Annotated in this window: 14 protein-coding genes; 9 read left to right on the forward strand and 5 right to left on the reverse strand. The window is 64.0% G+C overall.

Features of this window, described 5'->3' with window-relative positions; translation table 11 throughout:
• Positions 1 to 112: 112 nt before the first annotated feature.
• Genes IP79_RS05450 through hemC form a run of 3 tightly spaced genes read right to left on the reverse strand, consistent with a single transcriptional unit; the run spans position 113 to position 2,679 of the window.
• On the reverse strand, positions 113 to 1,030 hold the full coding sequence (locus tag IP79_RS05450; RefSeq protein ID WP_054118274.1) for a hypothetical protein: 918 nt from the start codon (positions 1,028 to 1,030) through the stop codon (positions 113 to 115).
• A 33-nt stretch (positions 1,031 to 1,063) separates the two neighbouring features.
• Positions 1,064 to 1,735, reverse strand: a complete 672-nt coding sequence (locus IP79_RS05455) for a uroporphyrinogen-III synthase (RefSeq protein WP_054118275.1) — start codon at positions 1,733 to 1,735, stop codon at positions 1,064 to 1,066.
• Between the two features lie 2 nt (positions 1,736 to 1,737).
• The gene (gene hemC, locus IP79_RS05460; RefSeq protein WP_082337032.1) at positions 1,738 to 2,679 is read right to left on the reverse strand and encodes a hydroxymethylbilane synthase; all 942 of its coding nucleotides are present in this window, start codon (positions 2,677 to 2,679) and stop codon (positions 1,738 to 1,740) included.
• 44 nt (positions 2,680 to 2,723) lie between these two features.
• Between hemC and tsaD the strand changes: the two genes are divergently transcribed.
• The 8 genes from tsaD (at position 2,724) to IP79_RS05500 (ending at position 11,271) form a co-directional block, all read left to right on the forward strand.
• Positions 2,724 to 3,905 carry a tRNA (adenosine(37)-N6)-threonylcarbamoyltransferase complex transferase subunit TsaD gene (gene tsaD / locus IP79_RS05465; protein ID WP_054118276.1) on the forward strand — a complete coding sequence of 394 codons (1,182 nt, stop codon included), beginning with the start codon at positions 2,724 to 2,726 and terminating at the stop codon, positions 3,903 to 3,905.
• Positions 3,902 to 4,921 (forward strand): NAD(P)H-dependent glycerol-3-phosphate dehydrogenase, encoded by a 1,020-nt coding sequence (locus tag IP79_RS05470; RefSeq protein ID WP_054118277.1) that lies wholly within the window; start codon positions 3,902 to 3,904, stop codon positions 4,919 to 4,921. Before tsaD ends, IP79_RS05470 begins: the two co-directional genes overlap by 4 nt.
• Before the next feature lie 113 nt (positions 4,922 to 5,034).
• Positions 5,035 to 6,489, forward strand: coding sequence for a lipopolysaccharide biosynthesis protein (locus tag IP79_RS05475; protein ID WP_197273750.1), 1,455 nt, complete (start codon positions 5,035 to 5,037; stop codon positions 6,487 to 6,489).
• Between the two features lie 68 nt (positions 6,490 to 6,557).
• Positions 6,558 to 8,210, forward strand: a complete 1,653-nt coding sequence (locus IP79_RS05480) for a vWA domain-containing protein (RefSeq protein WP_054118278.1) — start codon at positions 6,558 to 6,560, stop codon at positions 8,208 to 8,210.
• A 94-nt stretch (positions 8,211 to 8,304) separates the two neighbouring features.
• Positions 8,305 to 8,964 (forward strand): helix-hairpin-helix domain-containing protein, encoded by a 660-nt coding sequence (locus tag IP79_RS05485; protein WP_054118279.1) that lies wholly within the window; start codon positions 8,305 to 8,307, stop codon positions 8,962 to 8,964.
• A gap of 65 nt (positions 8,965 to 9,029) precedes the next feature.
• Positions 9,030 to 9,386 carry a response regulator gene (locus IP79_RS05490; RefSeq protein WP_054118280.1) on the forward strand — a complete coding sequence of 119 codons (357 nt, stop codon included), beginning with the start codon at positions 9,030 to 9,032 and terminating at the stop codon, positions 9,384 to 9,386.
• 59 nt (positions 9,387 to 9,445) lie between these two features.
• Entirely contained in the window at positions 9,446 to 10,084 is a 639-nt protein-coding gene (maiA, locus tag IP79_RS05495; protein WP_054118281.1) for a maleylacetoacetate isomerase, read from the forward strand.
• 176 nt (positions 10,085 to 10,260) lie between these two features.
• Entirely contained in the window at positions 10,261 to 11,271 is a 1,011-nt protein-coding gene (locus IP79_RS05500; RefSeq protein WP_054118282.1) for a fumarylacetoacetate hydrolase family protein, read from the forward strand.
• Positions 11,272 to 11,502: 231 nt separating this feature from the next.
• Here the strand turns inward: IP79_RS05500 and ald are convergent, their stop codons facing one another.
• Positions 11,503 to 12,591: an alanine dehydrogenase gene (gene ald / locus IP79_RS05505; RefSeq protein ID WP_054118283.1), complete on the reverse strand. Its 1,089-nt coding sequence runs from the start codon at positions 12,589 to 12,591 to the stop codon at positions 11,503 to 11,505.
• A 96-nt stretch (positions 12,592 to 12,687) separates the two neighbouring features.
• Between ald and IP79_RS05510 the strand changes: the two genes are divergently transcribed.
• A complete protein-coding gene (locus tag IP79_RS05510; protein ID WP_054118284.1) occupies positions 12,688 to 14,151 on the forward strand; it encodes an NAD-dependent succinate-semialdehyde dehydrogenase in 1,464 nt (487 codons plus the stop codon).
• Between the two features lie 275 nt (positions 14,152 to 14,426).
• Here the strand turns inward: IP79_RS05510 and IP79_RS05515 are convergent, their stop codons facing one another.
• Complete coding sequence (locus IP79_RS05515) at positions 14,427 to 15,593, reverse strand: alpha-hydroxy-acid oxidizing protein (protein WP_054118285.1); 1,167 nt, start codon at positions 15,591 to 15,593, stop codon at positions 14,427 to 14,429.
• Between the last annotated feature and the right edge of the window lie 63 nt (positions 15,594 to 15,656).

Raw genomic sequence — 15,656 nt, forward strand, 5'->3', positions numbered from 1 at the left:
CCCCCAACCCCTCCCGCAAGCGGGAGGGGAGCGAGACTTCGCGAGCCGAAGGCGAGGTTAGTCGTAGCGGGGTGGGCACCAGCCTGGATCTCGGGTCAGCGCGATCGCAAAACTAAGGCCGCACCAGCGGGCTGGATTGCCGCACCAGATTGCCCGCCCCGTCACGCAATCCGCGCTGATCGAGCACGGCGGCGGTTTCGATCACTTCCAGCGCCTCCATCGCCTTTTTGTAGCGTTCGGCATCGGCGATCCACGCCTCGGCCTTGGCAGCGCCCGGCATGCCCTTGACCTCGTCGATGGCGGACTGGAACCGTCCTTGTTCCAACGCCCAGCGTGCCCGCTCCAACCGGCGCCGGGGCTGCGGCGAAGGCGTGCTTTCCCGCCGCACCACGAATAGTTGGCCGATCTCGCGCTGGAATGCGGCCCATGACGGGCCTTCGCTGCTTTCATTGAGCTGCGGGCCCAACCCTTCCAGCCGGGCAACCAGCCCGTCCAGCCTGATCGGGTTGCGGGAAAACTCCACGATCGTGCTGACCGCATTGGGCCATTGATCGCCAAACCGCAGCCGCAGCTGATCGGAAAGATAGCCAAGTTCTGCCCCGCGTTCGACCGCGCGGCGGGTGGCAAAGGCGATCAGCAGGCTTTCCGCCCGCGCCGCGTTGCCTGCGGCAGCCTGGGCTTGCAGATCCAGCTGGGTCAGGCGCTGTTCGGCAGCGGCAAGGCGGCTGTCCAGCCCACCCTGCTGTTCGGCCACGCGCTCCACCGCCTGTTCGGCCTTGGTCGCATCCTCCAGCGCGGTTGGACTGCCCGGGACTTCATCGCTTGGCAAAGCGGTGGGCGAGGGATCGGCCATGATCGGCGGTGCCGGATCAGGCACATCGGCGGGTTTCGGCTGAAAATTGTACCACATGACATAGCCGACCAGCGCCCCTCCAAGGACGAAGGCGAGCAGCACGGCAAGCATAGTGCCGCGCCCGGACGAAGGCTTCCGGCGGCTTCCATATTGTGATGTGACAGGTTGTGATGCCATTATGATCCGCTTCTTGCGACCCTGCTTGCCCGCCTATTTGCACAGTTCGCGCGACATTGCCAACAAGGCGGCTTCATCAGGGCGGGCAGCGGTGTGGACAGCGGCCCAGCCGTCTCCTGCCGCCGCCGCGATCCGCGGGCCGAGCGCGGCGAGGCTTATGCCCGAACGGCCAAGGGCGAGCCGGGCGCATTCCTCTGCGAAATGGCGCGCCGTGGCCGCCGAATGGAGCAACACCAGCGCATCTCCCCCCGCCAGCACAGGCGCGGCTGCATCAAGCGGCAGAGAGACGCTGCGATAGGCAATCACTTCGGTAAAGGTCACGCCATCGGGCGCGGTGAGCGGGATATGCTCCTCTCCCGCAATCCGCAGCAGGTGGGCGGGCGGCGCAATCGCATCGAGCACGCCCTGCAACCCGCCGCTGCCGACCATCGCAACGGCAAACCCTGCCGCCTTCGCGGCATCGGCGGTTGCCCCGCCCACGGCATAGACGGGCTTGTCCGCCAGCAGCGCAAGGTTCGCGCCGCCGTGCAGGAAGGCATTGGCGCTGCCGATCAGCAGGCCGTCAAACAATGCGGGATCAGGGCAATCCCAGTCAACCGAGCGAATTTCCGACAAGGCATGGCCGGTGATGGCAAGGCCGATGGCGCGGGCTTTCTCCAGCGTCGCGGACAGCCCCGGTTCGGGGCGCAGCGCGAGGCATTGCATGCCTATTGCATGCCCCTGAAATGCGGCGCGATCCCCGGTGTGGCGCGGGCCAGCAGGTCTGCGGCGAGTGCCTTTACCGGCGTGTGATCACCGGCGGCCAAGGTCGCCGTGCCTTCGATCCTTTCGGCCCCGTCGGGGCTGAACAGCGCGGCCCGCATGGAAAGCTGATCGCCAGCCGTTTCGCACAATACCGCGACCGGCGAATGGCAGGTGCCGCCCAGTTCAGCGAGCAGCGCGCGTTCCGCCTCAAGCTCGGCGCGCGTCGGTGCATCGTCAATCGCGGCGAGCAGTGCGGTGGTTTCCGCATCATCGGCGCGGCATTCTATCGCGATCACGCCCTGGGCTGCGGCAGGGATCCACTCGCCGCTGTCAAGCGCCGCGCCCACCTCGCTCTGCCCCAGCCGTTCAAGCCCGGCGGCGGCAAGGAAGGTCACATCCGCCTCCCCTTCAGCCAGCTTCTTCAGCCGGGTGGCGACGTTCCCGCGGAAGGTCACGACCTTGCAATCGGGCCGCAGGTTCAACAATTGCGAAGCGCGACGCGGGGCGCTGGTGCCTACCACTGCGCCCTGCGGGATCGCGGCGATGCTGGCCGCCCCGACCAGACAATCGCGCCGGTCGGCACGCGGCAGGAAAGCTGCGAAATGGAAGGCATCAGGCCGGATCGTCTCGACATCCTTGGCCGAGTGCACCGAAAGGTCGATCCGCCCTTCGCCCAGCCATTGATCCAGTTCCTTGGTCCACAGCGCCTTGCCGCCGATTTCGGACAGCGGGCGGTCAAGCACCTTGTCGCCGCTGGCCAGCACGGGGACGAGTTCGATCGCGTCCTCCGCCCAGCCATGGGCGGCGCACAGGCGGGCGCGGGTTTCCACCGCCTGCGCCATCGCGAGGGGGGAATTGCGGGTGCCCAGACGCAAACGCGGGGCCGTTGTCGATGCTTCGTTCATAGCTGTGCTTGCTCTAGCCTCCACAAAGACTAGATGGAAGCCGGATGGGATCGGCAACACACACCTCTGATACCTACATCGTGCTCGGTATCGAATCGAGCTGCGATGAAACCGCCGTGGCACTGGTGCGCGGCGACCGGACGATTATTGCGCAAGCGATTGCCAGTCAGGAAGCCGAGCACGCACCCTATGGCGGGGTCGTTCCCGAAATCGCCGCCCGCGCCCATGCCGAACGCGTCGCGCCCATGGTCGCAGCCGTGATGGCCGAAGCCGGACTGACGCTGGACGATGTCGATGCCATCGCCGCCACCGCCGGGCCGGGGCTGATCGGCGGCGTGATGGTCGGCTTGGTCAGCGCAAAGGCGCTGGCGATGGCGGCAGAAAAGCCGCTGCTGGCGATCAACCACCTGGAAGGCCATGCGCTGTCCCCCCGGCTGGCAGACGCGAGCCTTGGCTTTCCCTATCTGTTGCTGTTGGTATCGGGCGGGCATTGCCAGATCCTCGCCGTGGAAGGCGTGGGCCAATACCGCCGCCTTGCCACCACCATAGACGATGCGCTGGGCGAGGCATTTGACAAGACCGCCAAGCTGCTCGGCCTCGGTTACCCCGGCGGGCCTGCGGTGGAACGGCTGGCATTGCAGGGCGATCCCAAGGCCGTGCCCCTGCCCCGCCCGTTAAAGGGATCGAGCGAGCCGCATTTTTCCTTCGCCGGGCTAAAAAGCGCGGTGCTGCGGGCCAAGCAGAACCAGGGTAAATCCGTTCGCCCTGAGCTTGTCGAAGGGCTGCACTTTTCTTCGGATGCTGCGCCTTCGTCCAAGAAGGACAGTGCTTCGACAGGCTCAGCACGAACGGAATCAGGATATTCCGATGCCGATATTGCCGCCAGTTTCCAGCAGGCCGCAGTCGATTGCCTGATTGACCGGCTCGACCACGCGCTCACCCGCGCCGGATCGTTCCCCGCGCTGGTGGTGGCAGGCGGGGTTGCCGCCAACCAGACAGTGCGCGCCGCGCTGGAAGGTTTTGCCAGCCGGCACGCCATGCGCTTTACCGCGCCGCCGCTGGCGCTATGCACCGATAATGCCGCGATGATCGCCTGGGCGGGTTGCGAGCGGCTGGCAATTGCGGGCAATAGCTTCACAGGTGACCCGCTGGATTTTCAGGCGCGCCCGCGCTGGCCGCTTGATGCGCAGGCGGACACGGTGCGCGGTGCAGGAGTGAAGGCATGACCCTTCGGCAGGCTCAGGACGGGCGGGCGATGGTCGGCGTGATCGGCGCAGGCGCATGGGGCACCGCCCTTGCGCAGATGCTTGCCACAGACGGGCGCGATGTGTTGATCTGGGCGTTCGAACCGGAAGTGGTCGATGCGATCAATGCCGGGCAGCGCAATCCGCTCTACCTGCCATCGGCCGCGCTTTCCTCCACCATCCGCGCCACCGGCGATCTGGCGGATTTCGCCGGGCTTGATACCGCGCTGGTCGTCACGCCTGCGCAGGTGCTGGGCAAGGTGCTGGCCGCCCTGCCCGTTCCCCCGCGCGATCTGGTGCTGTGTTCCAAGGGGATCGAGGCTGGCACCGGGCGGCTGATGAACCACGTCGCCCGCGAAGCATCGCCCGATAGCGAAATCGCGGTTCTGTCAGGCCCGACTTTCGCGCATGAAGTCGCCGCCGGTCTGCCCACCGCCGTCACGCTGGCTTGCGGCGGCGGCACTGAACAGTGGGAACGCCTTGCCCCTGCCATCGCGCGGCCTGCCTTCCGCCCCTATTATTCCGATGATGTCACCGGCGCGGAGATTGGCGGAGCGGTCAAGAATGTGCTCGCCATCGCCTGCGGCGTGGTGGACGGCCTTGCGCTGGGCCAGAACGCCCGCGCCGCACTGATCGCGCGCGGCTATGCCGAAATGCTGCGGTTTGGCGAGGCTTTGGGCGCGCGGGCCGAAACACTCGCGGGATTATGCGGCCTTGGCGATCTGGTGCTGACCTGCTCCAGCACCGCCAGCCGCAATTTCTCATTGGGCAAAGCACTTGGCGAAGGCGCTTCGGCTGCCGATCTGATGGCTGACCGGCGCACTGTGGCCGAAGGCGCCTATACCGCGCCGGTGCTGGCCGATCTGGCCACGCAGCGCGGGATCGCCATGCCGATTGTTGCCGCGGTGGACGCGATCCTGAAGGGCGAAGATGCGCGCAAGGCGGTGGCAGATCTGCTCGCCCGCCCGCTGAAGGCCGAACGGGAAGCCGCCGCGTGACCCCGATTGCCCCCGGAACTGGCCCCGGAACTCCCGGCGCCCCCGGCACACCCGGAAAACCCGGTAATGCCGAAGACCTTGCCGCGCTGGCGAAAGGCGGGCGCACCAACACCATGGGCTTTGCCGTGCGGATGATCGCGCGCATCCCTTTCCTGATCATCGCCACCCGCCTTTACGGGGCCGAAGCGCTGGGACGCTTTGCATCCGCGCTGGTGCTGATCGAAATTATCGCGCTGATCTGTTCGCTGGGTGAAAAGCGCGGGCTGGCGCAGCGGCTTTCCGAAGGCGCGGGCGACGATCGCGGTGCGGAAACCAACCTTGTCTATGATGGCATCCTGCTGGCGCTGGGCTATTCCGCGCTGGCTGCGCTGCTGCTGCTGGCCTTCCCCGAACCGATGTTTCCCAACGGGATGAACGGCCCGAAGGATATCTGGCTGGTCGCCGCCATTCCGGCCTTTGCCGTGACCGAAATTCTGCTGGCAGCGCAGGCTTACCGCTATGACATCGCCACCATGGTGCGCGCGCGGGCGGTGGTGGAACCGTGGACGATCTCGATCGCGGCAGGGGTGTTCTTCTTCATCCCGGCCACCCGCGATTCGGGGCTGGCACTGGCCTTCATCACGTCGATCTATGCCGGGTTGCTGACTGCGCTGTGGTCGTTCCTGCGCACTTATGGCCTGCCAAAGAACTGGAAGCCGCAAGGCCGTGCGATACTGGCAATGTCGTCCCGCGCCTTTCCGATCATCGGCGCGGACGCGATCGAACGCGGCACAAGGCTGCTGGATGTGTTCATCCTCGGGATATTTGCCCCGCCGCAGGTGGTGGGCATCTATTACGCCGCGCAGCAGATCGCATCCTTGCCGCAAAAGCTGAAAACCAGTTTCGAACCGATCCTGTCGCCGGTGATCACCCGCAACCTGCGGATCGGCAATATGGGCGCGATTGCCGCGCAGGTGCGGCAGGTGGGGTTCTGGATCATCGGCGTGCAGCTTGGCATCGCGCTGTCTCTGGGCGTGCCGGGCGAAGCGGTGATGGGGGTGTGGGGGCCGGATTATGTCGCAGGCACCGCCGCGCTGGTGCTGCTGCTGGCAGCAGAGGTGGCCGCATCGATGGCGGTCGTATCGGAAAGCGTGCTGGTCTACATCGCCCGCAAGCGCAATCTGGCGATTTCGGTCGGTATCATCGCTTTGCAGGCGGTGATGACTGTGCTGCTGATCGAAGCAGCGCAGGAATATGGCCTTGGCCCCGGATATCAGGCGGCAGGCGCAGCCGGCGCGCTGTTGATCGCGCTGACGATGTCGAGCCTGATCAAGGCGTTGCTGCTCAAACGTCTGCTGAAAGCGCCTGTCAGCAACTGGCGCTGGGCGCTGGTACCCGCAGCGGCGGCAGCAGTGGTGGTCGGCTATGCCGGCACCCTGCTGCCGGAATGGGCGGAGCTGTTGCTGGGCATCCCGGCGGTGCTGGGCACCTATGCGTGGATCATCTGGAAGCGCGGTTTTGGCGATGATGACAAGGTGTTGTTCCGCAAGAATGTCGCCCCCGCCACCGACGTTTCGCCGTCCGTATAGGGCGTTCAGTCGCTATTCACCGGTGCAAACCGATTTTTCGGCCCGTCAAGTCACGGGGAGAATTGGTGATGCGAGGGATGAAGCTGGTCGCTGCGGCGGCATTATGTGCGGTGGTTGGGGCTTGCGCGAAGGAAGCGCCCGAACAATTGGCAAAGGCGCCGCCCTCGCCGGTCGGGATGCCTACGGCGCCGCCCCCGCCGCCTGCCCCGCGCTATGCTACGGCCGATGCGATTTCGATGACCGGATCGCGCATTGCAGGCGCTCCTGGCTATACTTATGCGCCGCCTGTGATGATCGCCACCGATCCGGGGCGCGAACAGTATGATGGCAAGGAAGTTTCGCCCGTCAAACTGACGCAGGCCGAGCCGGTCTCCACCTTCAGCGTCGATGTCGATACCGGTGCCTATGCCAACACCCGCCGTTTCCTCACGCAAGGGCAGATGCCGCCGCAAGCCGCCGTGCGAACCGAGGAGATGATCAACTATTTCCGCTATGATTACGCCGCGCCCAAGGATCGCAGCCAACCTTTCACGGTAACCACCGATGTGGCGAAAAGCCCCTGGAACCCCGGCACCTATCTGATGCGCATCGGCCTGCGCGGTTACGATATCGACACGGCCGAACGGCCCCCGGCGAACATCGTGTTCCTGATGGACGTATCGGGATCGATGAACGCGCCGGACAAGCTGCCGCTGGTCAAGACCGCGCTTTCGGGCCTTGCTGGCGAACTCAGCCCCAAGGACACAGTTTCGATCGTGGTCTATGCCGGCGCGGCGGGAATGGTGCTGGAACCCACCAATGACACCGCCAAGATCCGCCGCGCGCTTTCAAGCCTCAGCGCAGGCGGATCGACCGCAGGCGGTGCCGGGATCGAACTGGCGTACCGCATCGCCGAAGACAACTTCATCAAGGGCGGGGTCAACCGCGTGATCCTTGCCACAGATGGCGATTTCAATGTCGGGCTGTCGGACACCAAGGCGCTGATCGAACTGATCGAGAAGAAGCGCGATAGCGGCATCACTCTGACCACGCTGGGCTTTGGCCAAGGCAATTACAACGAAGCGCTGATGGAGCAGGTCGCCAATAAGGGGAACGGCAACTACGCCTATATCGACAATGCGCTGGAAGCGAAGAAAGTGCTGGGCGAGGAAATGGCCAGCACCCTGTTCACCATCGCCAAAGACGTGAAAATCCAAGTCGAATTCAACCCCGCAGTGATCAGCCAGTACCGCCTTGTCGGATATGAAAACCGTGCCCTGCGCGAAGAAGATTTCGATAATGATCTGGTCGATGCAGGCGATATCGGCGCGGGCCATCAGATCACCGCGATCTACGAAGTCGTGCCAACCGGCGGCAAGGGCTGGATCGCCCCGCGCAAGTATGAAGACGCGCCCGCCGCCGCCGCGCAGGCCCGGCTGGCCGAAGCCGCCACCATCAAGCTGCGTTACAAGCTGCCGGATGGCGATACCTCGAAACTGATCGAGCAGGTGGTGGCATCCAGCACGCTGCGCACCGCCGCCGCGCCCAAGGGGGATTTTGCCTTCGCCGCCGCCGTTGCCGCCTTCGGCCAGGTGCTGCGCGGGGACGAAATGATGATGGGCTTCGGCTTCGAAGATATCGGCGCGCTGGCCAGTGATCACAGCAGGCAGGGGCGGGACAATTTCTGGCGGCAGGAATTCTTGCGGCTGAACGCGCTCGCCGGCAGCATGAAGGGCGGCTGAAGCCAGCACGTCCGTGCCAAGGCGCTTGGGAAAACAGGTCGAGCGCTGCTAAAGCGCGCTCGCAACCTGTGATTCCCAAGGGAGAAACCCTGCTATGTCCGCCGAACTGTCGAACGCCTTACCGCTGATCCTGCTGGGCCTTTTCCTGCTGGTCGTGGGGATCTGGGTAATCTCACGGTCTCTGCGCAAGGCAAAAGTGATCGAAGATGGCGCCCCGCCGCTGGCCCGCGATGTGCTGGACGAAGGCGCTGAGCGGGCGCAACGCAATCAGGCGCTGATCGATTCGGCCCCTGCTGCCGTGGCGAAGGCCGACACGGTCTCCGCCGCCGCTAACACCCAGGCCGTGGCCGCAGCGCCGCTGGGCACCGATGCCGAAGCCGGGCCGGTGATCAAGCCGACCGTAGCAGCGCCCGCGCCAACCCCCGCGCCCGCAACCGAACCCGCAGAAACGCCAGCAGCCGAAATGGGCGCCGAAATCGCACCCGAATTGGCGGATTCTCCTGCCGCCGCAGCCCCAGATGATCTTGCCCGCATCAAGGGCATTGGCCCCAAATTAGTGGCTTTGCTGGGCGAACTCGGCATCACCACCTATGTCCAGATCGCCGCATGGGAAGCGGACGATATCGAACGGATCGACGCGCAGCTGGGGCGCTTTTCGGGTCGCATCAGGCGCGACCAGTGGGTGGAACAGGCCAAACTGCTGTGTGCGGGCGACGAAGCAGCATTCACCGACAAATTCGGCCGGAATGGCTAATAATCCGCAAGTCTGACGTCCAATCCGTGTTACACTACCGAGTCGGTGGGGCGGGGAGATAATGGATGAGCTTGCGGATTCTTGTTGCCGAAGACGAATACATCACCGCCTTCGACCTCTGCGATACATTCGAAGAAGCGGGATATGAGGTGGAAGGCCCGCACGCCGGGATTTCGTCCGCGATGCTGGCCTGCCAGAAGGAAAAGCCCGATCTCGCGCTGCTCGATATCGAGCTGGAAGACGGGCTGGCCTATGAACTGGCGCAGAAGCTGATTGACGATAACGTGCCGGTGATCCTGCATTCCGATCATGTCTTCGCCCGCGAAGTCGCCGCCCGTTTCCCGCGCGCAATCACTGTTGCCAAACCCTGCCCGCCTGCCGATCTGCTGAATGCGGTCAGCCGTGTGCTGGCGCCTGCCTGACAGGCCACCGCCCCCTTGCCCCACCGGATGAAGCCTGCGATGGCTGGGGCATGAGTAACATGAAGCTGTTTGGCTATTTCCGCAGTTCGACCTCTTACCGCCTGCGCATCGCGCTCAACCTCAAAGGGCTGGCGTTCGAGAATATCCCCGTCAATCTGGTGACGGCAGAGAACAAATCGTCCGATTTCACCAGCCGCAACCCGTTCGGATCGCTGCCGATGCTGGAAGCCGACGGGCGTGACCGGGCGCAATCCATGGCGCTGCTGGAATGGCTGGACGAAGCCTATCCGCAGTCGCCGTTTCTGCCCGCCGATATCGAGGCGCGCTATACGGTGCGCGAACTGGCCTATGCCATCGCGACCGAGATTCACGCGGTCAACAATCTGCCCGTGCTGAAATATCTTAAAGACCCGCTCGGCCATACGCAGGACGAAATCGATACGTGGTATCGCACCTGGCTGGCGCGCACACTGAACCCGGTGGAGGCGCGGCTGGCGCAGCTTGGCACCGGCGATTTCCTGCACGGCGACGCGCCCGGCCTGTTCGAAGTGGTGCTGATCCCGCAACTCGCCAATGCGCGGCGGTTTGCCTACGATCTGTCAGCGTCCCCGCACATGACCCGGATCGAGGCCGCGTGCCTTGCCCTGCCCGCCTTTGCCGCGGCACACCCTGATAAGCAGGTGGATGCACCGAAGTGACACGCCTTGCCTTCGTCATTGCGAGGAGCCTCGCAGAGGCGACGTGGCAATCCATGGACTGCAATCGCGCAGGGTGCCAGCGTCTGCTCATGGATTGCTTCGCCTGCGGCTCGCAATGACGAACAAATGAAACTAGGCTGCTCATCAAAAGAAATTCGTCTCGGGAGGACACAGGAATGAAACTTGCAACCCTTGGCAATGGCACGCGTGACGGAATGCTGGTGGTGGTCTCGAAAGACCTGACCCGCTGCTGCGCCGCCGGTTACATCGCGCCGACCATGCAGGCCGCGATCGACAATTGGGAACGGGTCGCGCCAGAACTTGAACTTCTGGCCCGCGATGTCGAACATGAAACCGTGCCGTGCGAGCGATTCCACGAACGGCTGGCCTTGTCGCCCCTGCCGCGCGCCTACCAGTGGGCCGATGGCAGCGCCTATATCAACCATGTCGAACTGGTGCGAAAGGCCCGCGGCAGCGAGGTTCCGGCCAGCTTCTACAGCGATCCGCTGATGTATCAGGGCGGATCGGATGCTTTCCTACCGCCGCGCGGCGACATACCCTTGGGCGATCCCGCGTGGGGCTGCGACATGGAGGGCGAAATTGCCTGCATCACCGATGATGTGCCGATGGGCGTTTCAGCCGCAGATGCGGCGGGCCATATCAAGCTGCTGATGCTGGTGAATGATGTCTCCTTGCGCGGCTTGATCCCGGCGGAACTGGAAAAGGGCTTCGGCTTCTTCCAGTCCAAGCCTGCCAGCGCGTTCTCGCCCGTCGCTGTCACGCCCGATGAACTGGGCGATGCCTGGGCCGATAGTCTGATCCATCTGCCGCTGATGGTGGATTACAACGGCCAGCCGTTCGGCCGCGCCAATGCTGGGCAGGATGCGACCTTCAACCTGGCGCAGCTGGTGGCGCACGCCGCCAAGACCCGCAATCTGGGTGCAGGCACGGTGATCGGCAGCGGCACGGTATCGAACAAGGGCCCCGATGGCGGCGCGGGCAAGCCGGTGTCCGAAGGCGGCGCGGGCTATTCCTGCATTGCCGAAATCCGCATGATCGAAACCATCGCCAGCGGCGCTGCGGCAACCCCGTTCATGCAGACAGGCGACACGGTGCGGATCGAAATGCGCGACGAACACAACCATTCGATCTTCGGCGCGATCGAACAGCAGGTGGTGGCGGTCTAAATTTTCCAATCCTTCACCGTTCACCCTGAGCTTGTCGAAGGGTTGTTCTTCTGATCAAGCGCGGTGACGAGTAAGGAAGTGCAGTCCTTCGACAAGCTCAGGACGAACGGAGTTGGACAAGCGAGGCCGATCTTGCGGGGTTTCAAGGCGGTTTAGACCCCTGCTAGACCCCCCTTAGGCTCGCCTAGACCCCGTTTAGGCCCGCCATCGCCTGTGTTTCACGTGAAACATTCAGGCGGCAAACCCCAGGCTCTCGGCCACGGCAGCGTTCACGATCTTGCCCTGATGCACGTTGAGGCCCAGGGCCAGATGCGGATCATCCTCGCACGCCTTCAGCCCCTTGTTCGCCAGCGCAAGGCCGAACGGCAGCGTTGCGTTGTTGAGGGCATAGGAACTCGTCAACGGCACCGCGCCCGGCATATTGGCGACGCAGTAGTGGATGATGCCATCGACCTCGTAAGTGGGGTTTTCATGGGTGGTGGCATGCGAGGTTTCAAAGCACCCGCCCTGATCGATCGCGACATCGACCAGCACCGCACGGCGCTTCATGTCGGATAGCATGGCGCGGGTCACCAGATGCGGCGCGCTTGCCCCGGGGATCAGCACCGCGCCGATCACGACATCGGCCTGGGACACGGCCTGTTCGATCGTGCCGGCGGTGGAAAAGCGTGTGATGGCGCGGCCTTGGAACATCTCGTCCAATTGGCGCAGGCGGGGGAGCGAGCGGTCGAAAATCTCCACCGTCGCGCCAAGGCCAACCGCCATCCGCGCCGCCTGCGTGCCGACCACGCCGCCGCCAAGGATCACGACCCGCGCAGGCAAAACGCCCGGCACGCCGCCCATCAGGGTGCCGCGCCCGCCAGTATTGGCCCGCAGCGCCAGCGCCCCCGCCTCGATCGCGAGTCGTCCGGCAACTTCGCTCATCGGTGCAAGCAAGGGCAGTGCACCGCCCGCAGCGGTCACGGTTTCGTAAGCAACCGCCGAAACGCCCGATGCCATCAGCCCGCGGGCCTGATCGGGATCAGGGGCGAGGTGGAGGTAAGTGAACAGGATCTGGCCTTCGCGAAGCTGCACCCATTCACCGGGCTGCGGCTCCTTGACCTTCACGATCATATCGGCCCGCGCGAAGACTTCGGCAGCGGAATCCGCTACCTCGGCACCTGCTTTGCGGTAGGTGTCATCATCCTTGTCGATGCCGAGACCCGCCCCGGTTTCCACGACGACACGGTGCCCGGCGGACACGTATTCCCGCACGGCTTCGGGGGTAAGGCCGACGCGAAATTCGCTCGGCTTGATTTCCTTGGGGACGCCGACCAGCATGATTCTCTCCTCGCGATGACGCGGAAACATCGCTAAAGGAGGCGTAATAAAATTACAAGTTCGCGCAAGGTCGAATCAAACCAAGGAGCCTCTGCCATGACCGCCAACCGCCCCGAATATCCCGCCGTAAAGATGTTGATCAACGGCACATGGATCGCTGCCGGAGAGGCCGGGTCGATGGATGTGATCAACCCCGCCACCGGGCAGGTGATCGGACAGTGTCCGAAAGCTTCGCCAGCGCAGCTCGATGCCGCTCTGGCAGCGGCAGAGGATGGCTTTGCCCGCTGGAGCCGCACGCCGGGGGCTGAACGCCATGCCGTGCTGCGCCGCGCTGCCGAACTGCTGCGCCAGCGTGCGCCGGAAATCGCCAGTATCGTGACCGCCGAAATGGGCAAGCCGCGCGCGCAGGCGATCGGCGAAATCACTTCGTCATGCGACACGATCGACTTCTTGGGTGAAGAGGCAAAGCGGCGCGGCGGACGCCTGATCCCCACCCGCAGCGCCAGCCTGATCGCGCAGATGGTAACACACGAACCCATCGGGCCTGCGGTGCTGCTGACCCCGTGGAACTTCCCCGTCAATCTGCCCGCCAAGAAGATCGCAGGTGCACTTGCCGCAGGGTGCAGCGCAATCCTGAAGCCAGCGGAAAACACCCCCGCCTCGGCGCAAATGCTGGTCGAATGCTTCATGGATGCGGGCCTGCCAGCAGGCGTGCTGAACCTTGTCTACGGCGATCCGGCTGCGGTGTCCGAACACTTGATCGCCGCCCCGGTGACCCGCAAGGTCAGCTTCACCGGATCAACCGCAGTGGGTAAGCAACTGGGCGCGCTGGCGGCGAGCCATATGAAGCGTTTCACCCCCGAACTGGGCGGCCATGCGCCGGTGATTGTCAGCAAGCACGCCGATCTGGATCGCGCAGTGGCCATGTGTGCGGCCACCAAGTTCCGCAATGCCGGACAGGTGTGTGTTTCCCCCACCCGGTTTCTGGTGGCGCGGGAAATCTATGACCGCTTCGTCGCCGAGTTCGCGGCAGTGGCAGGCAAGATCAGGGTCGGCGATCCGGGCGCGGATGAAAGCGTCGACATGGGTCCGCTTGCCCACGGCCGCCGGATCGCGGCGATGGAAGCGGTGGTCGCGGATGCAGGCGGAAATCGGGGCGAGGTTATCTCCGGCGGCAAGACTATCGCCGGAAGCGGATTCTTTTTCGAGCCGACCGTGATTGCCAATCCTGCACATGACAGCCGCTTCATGACCGAAGAACCCTTCGGCCCGATTGCCGGGATCGTCCCGTTCGAAGCGATCGAAGATGCAGTGCGGATCGCAAATAGCCTGCGCTACGGCCTTGCCGCCTATGCCTTTTCCGGCAACCTTGATGAGGCCCACTACCTCGGCAAGGCATTGCGGGCAGGCATGGTGGGAATCAACCAGCTGATCGTGGCGTCACCCGATACCCCGTTCGGCGGGATTGGGGACAGCGGCTTCGGATCGGAAGGGGGCGAGGAAGGCTATCTTGCCTTTACCGATACAAAACTGGTCATGCTGGCGCGATCCGGCGGGTAACCCTCGCCGGACTATTCTAGCCGATCAGGCTGGCAATCCGGCCCAGCAAGGAAGAACGACCCGCTTCCATCGGCTGGATACGGCCATAACGCGCGCGGCGCGAACGTTCGTCCTGAATGCAGACAGTCCGGCGCATGGGATCTGGGCCGCTGGACCAGATAGTAGGTCTTGCCATTGAACGCTTCCCGATTCGCTATTTGTTATGCCTAAAACTAACAGCAAATCTGTGGAAAACACAGATCAAACATGGTTAACGGGCTTGCCTGTGTCCCAGCCTACCGATCCGTGCGCTGCACCCCCGCAGAACGCACATCAGCCAAGGTCGGGTAACCGTTAACGGCCATCAGAAGGTCGGCTTCCGCAAGGATGCACCTTAAGACCCACGCCGCGCCTTCGGCCCCGCCCAGCGCCAGTCCATAGGTATAGGGCCGCCCCACTCCGACAGCACGGGCGCCCATCGCCAAAGCCTTGACGGCATCGGTGCCTGACCGGACGCCGCTGTCAAACAGAACCGGGGTATTACCTGCGGCCGCGACCACATCTGCCAGCAGGTCAATGGTGGCAATCCCGCCGTTCGCCTGCCGCCCGCCATGGTTCGAGCAATAGATCGCATCCGCCCCATGATCGACAGCGCGGCGCGCATCATCGGAATGGCAGATACCTTTGAGCACAATCGGCAGTTTCGTCACCGATTTGAACCACGCCATGTCATCCCACGTCAGCACTTGCCCAAACGTGGCCGCCCAGGTGAAGATTGCCGCTGCCGGATCGTCCTCTGGCGGCTTGGCCAGCAGCGAACGGAACACCGGATCGGTGAAGTAGTTCTGCAGCACCTTCCCGCGCAGCTGCGGGAAGTTCGAGGCATTGAGATCGCGCGGACGCCAGCCCGTCACCCAAGTGTCCAGAGTCACCACAAGGGCGCTGTATCCTGCCTCCTCGGCCCGGCGGATCAGACTGGTGGCGAGTTCCCGGTTCTTGGGCGTGTAGAGCTGGAACCAAGCAGGCGTATCACCGCAAGCGGCCTTCACATCTTCAAGCGGATCATTGGCGAGGGTCGATGCGCAGAAGGGTACTCCCGTCATTGCCGAAGCCCGTGCCGCAGCCATATCGCCGTGACGATCTTGCGAGGCTTCTCCGTTGAGCCCGATCGGGGTCATGAACAGCGGGGTGGAATAGGTGTGGCCGAACAGTTCGATGGAAAGGTCGCGGGACGCGCAATCGACCATCATGCGCGGCACCATGCCCCAGTGGTGAAAGGCAGCGGCGTTCTGGTCCTGCGTGTGTTCATCTCCGCAGCCGCCTGCGACATAGTTCGTCAGGCTCGGCCCCAAGGCCTCGTGCGCGCGCTTTTCCAAGGTGGCGAAATCGACAGGCCAAGTCGGCAGGTTGCCCTGAAGGCCGGCGTTGTAGATGGCATTCTGCATCGCGCCGAAATTGCTCATGGCGATTGTCTCTCCCGTTTCTTTCGGAACAGATCAGACGATCAGGTAGCGCAGGGCAAGCGG

It is taken from the genome of Porphyrobacter sp. AAP60, from assembly GCF_001296025.1.
Taxonomy (GTDB): domain Bacteria; phylum Pseudomonadota; class Alphaproteobacteria; order Sphingomonadales; family Sphingomonadaceae; genus Erythrobacter.

What these genes read in the sequence shown, in the direction of transcription:
- IP79_RS05500 (WP_054118282.1), top strand. Translation starts at nt 10,261, where the DNA reads ATGAAACTTGCAACCCTTGGCAATGGCACGCGTGACGGAATGCTGGTG.
- IP79_RS05475 (WP_197273750.1), top strand. Translation starts at nt 5,035, where the DNA reads ATGGGCTTTGCCGTGCGGATGATCGCGCGCATCCCTTTCCTGATCATC.
- IP79_RS05485 (WP_054118279.1), top strand. Translation starts at nt 8,305, where the DNA reads ATGTCCGCCGAACTGTCGAACGCCTTACCGCTGATCCTGCTGGGCCTT.
- hemC (WP_082337032.1), bottom strand. Translation starts at nt 2,679, where the DNA reads ATGAACGAAGCATCGACAACGGCCCCGCGTTTGCGTCTGGGCACCCGC.
- IP79_RS05470 (WP_054118277.1), top strand. Translation starts at nt 3,902, where the DNA reads ATGACCCTTCGGCAGGCTCAGGACGGGCGGGCGATGGTCGGCGTGATC.
- ald (WP_054118283.1), bottom strand. Translation starts at nt 12,591, where the DNA reads ATGCTGGTCGGCGTCCCCAAGGAAATCAAGCCGAGCGAATTTCGCGTC.
- IP79_RS05480 (WP_054118278.1), top strand. Translation starts at nt 6,558, where the DNA reads ATGCGAGGGATGAAGCTGGTCGCTGCGGCGGCATTATGTGCGGTGGTT.
- tsaD (WP_054118276.1), top strand. Translation starts at nt 2,724, where the DNA reads ATGGGATCGGCAACACACACCTCTGATACCTACATCGTGCTCGGTATC.
- maiA (WP_054118281.1), top strand. Translation starts at nt 9,446, where the DNA reads ATGAAGCTGTTTGGCTATTTCCGCAGTTCGACCTCTTACCGCCTGCGC.
- IP79_RS05450 (WP_054118274.1), bottom strand. Translation starts at nt 1,030, where the DNA reads ATGGCATCACAACCTGTCACATCACAATATGGAAGCCGCCGGAAGCCT.
- IP79_RS05455 (WP_054118275.1), bottom strand. Translation starts at nt 1,735, where the DNA reads ATGCAATGCCTCGCGCTGCGCCCCGAACCGGGGCTGTCCGCGACGCTG.
- IP79_RS05510 (WP_054118284.1), top strand. Translation starts at nt 12,688, where the DNA reads ATGACCGCCAACCGCCCCGAATATCCCGCCGTAAAGATGTTGATCAAC.
- IP79_RS05490 (WP_054118280.1), top strand. Translation starts at nt 9,030, where the DNA reads ATGAGCTTGCGGATTCTTGTTGCCGAAGACGAATACATCACCGCCTTC.
- IP79_RS05515 (WP_054118285.1), bottom strand. Translation starts at nt 15,593, where the DNA reads ATGAGCAATTTCGGCGCGATGCAGAATGCCATCTACAACGCCGGCCTT.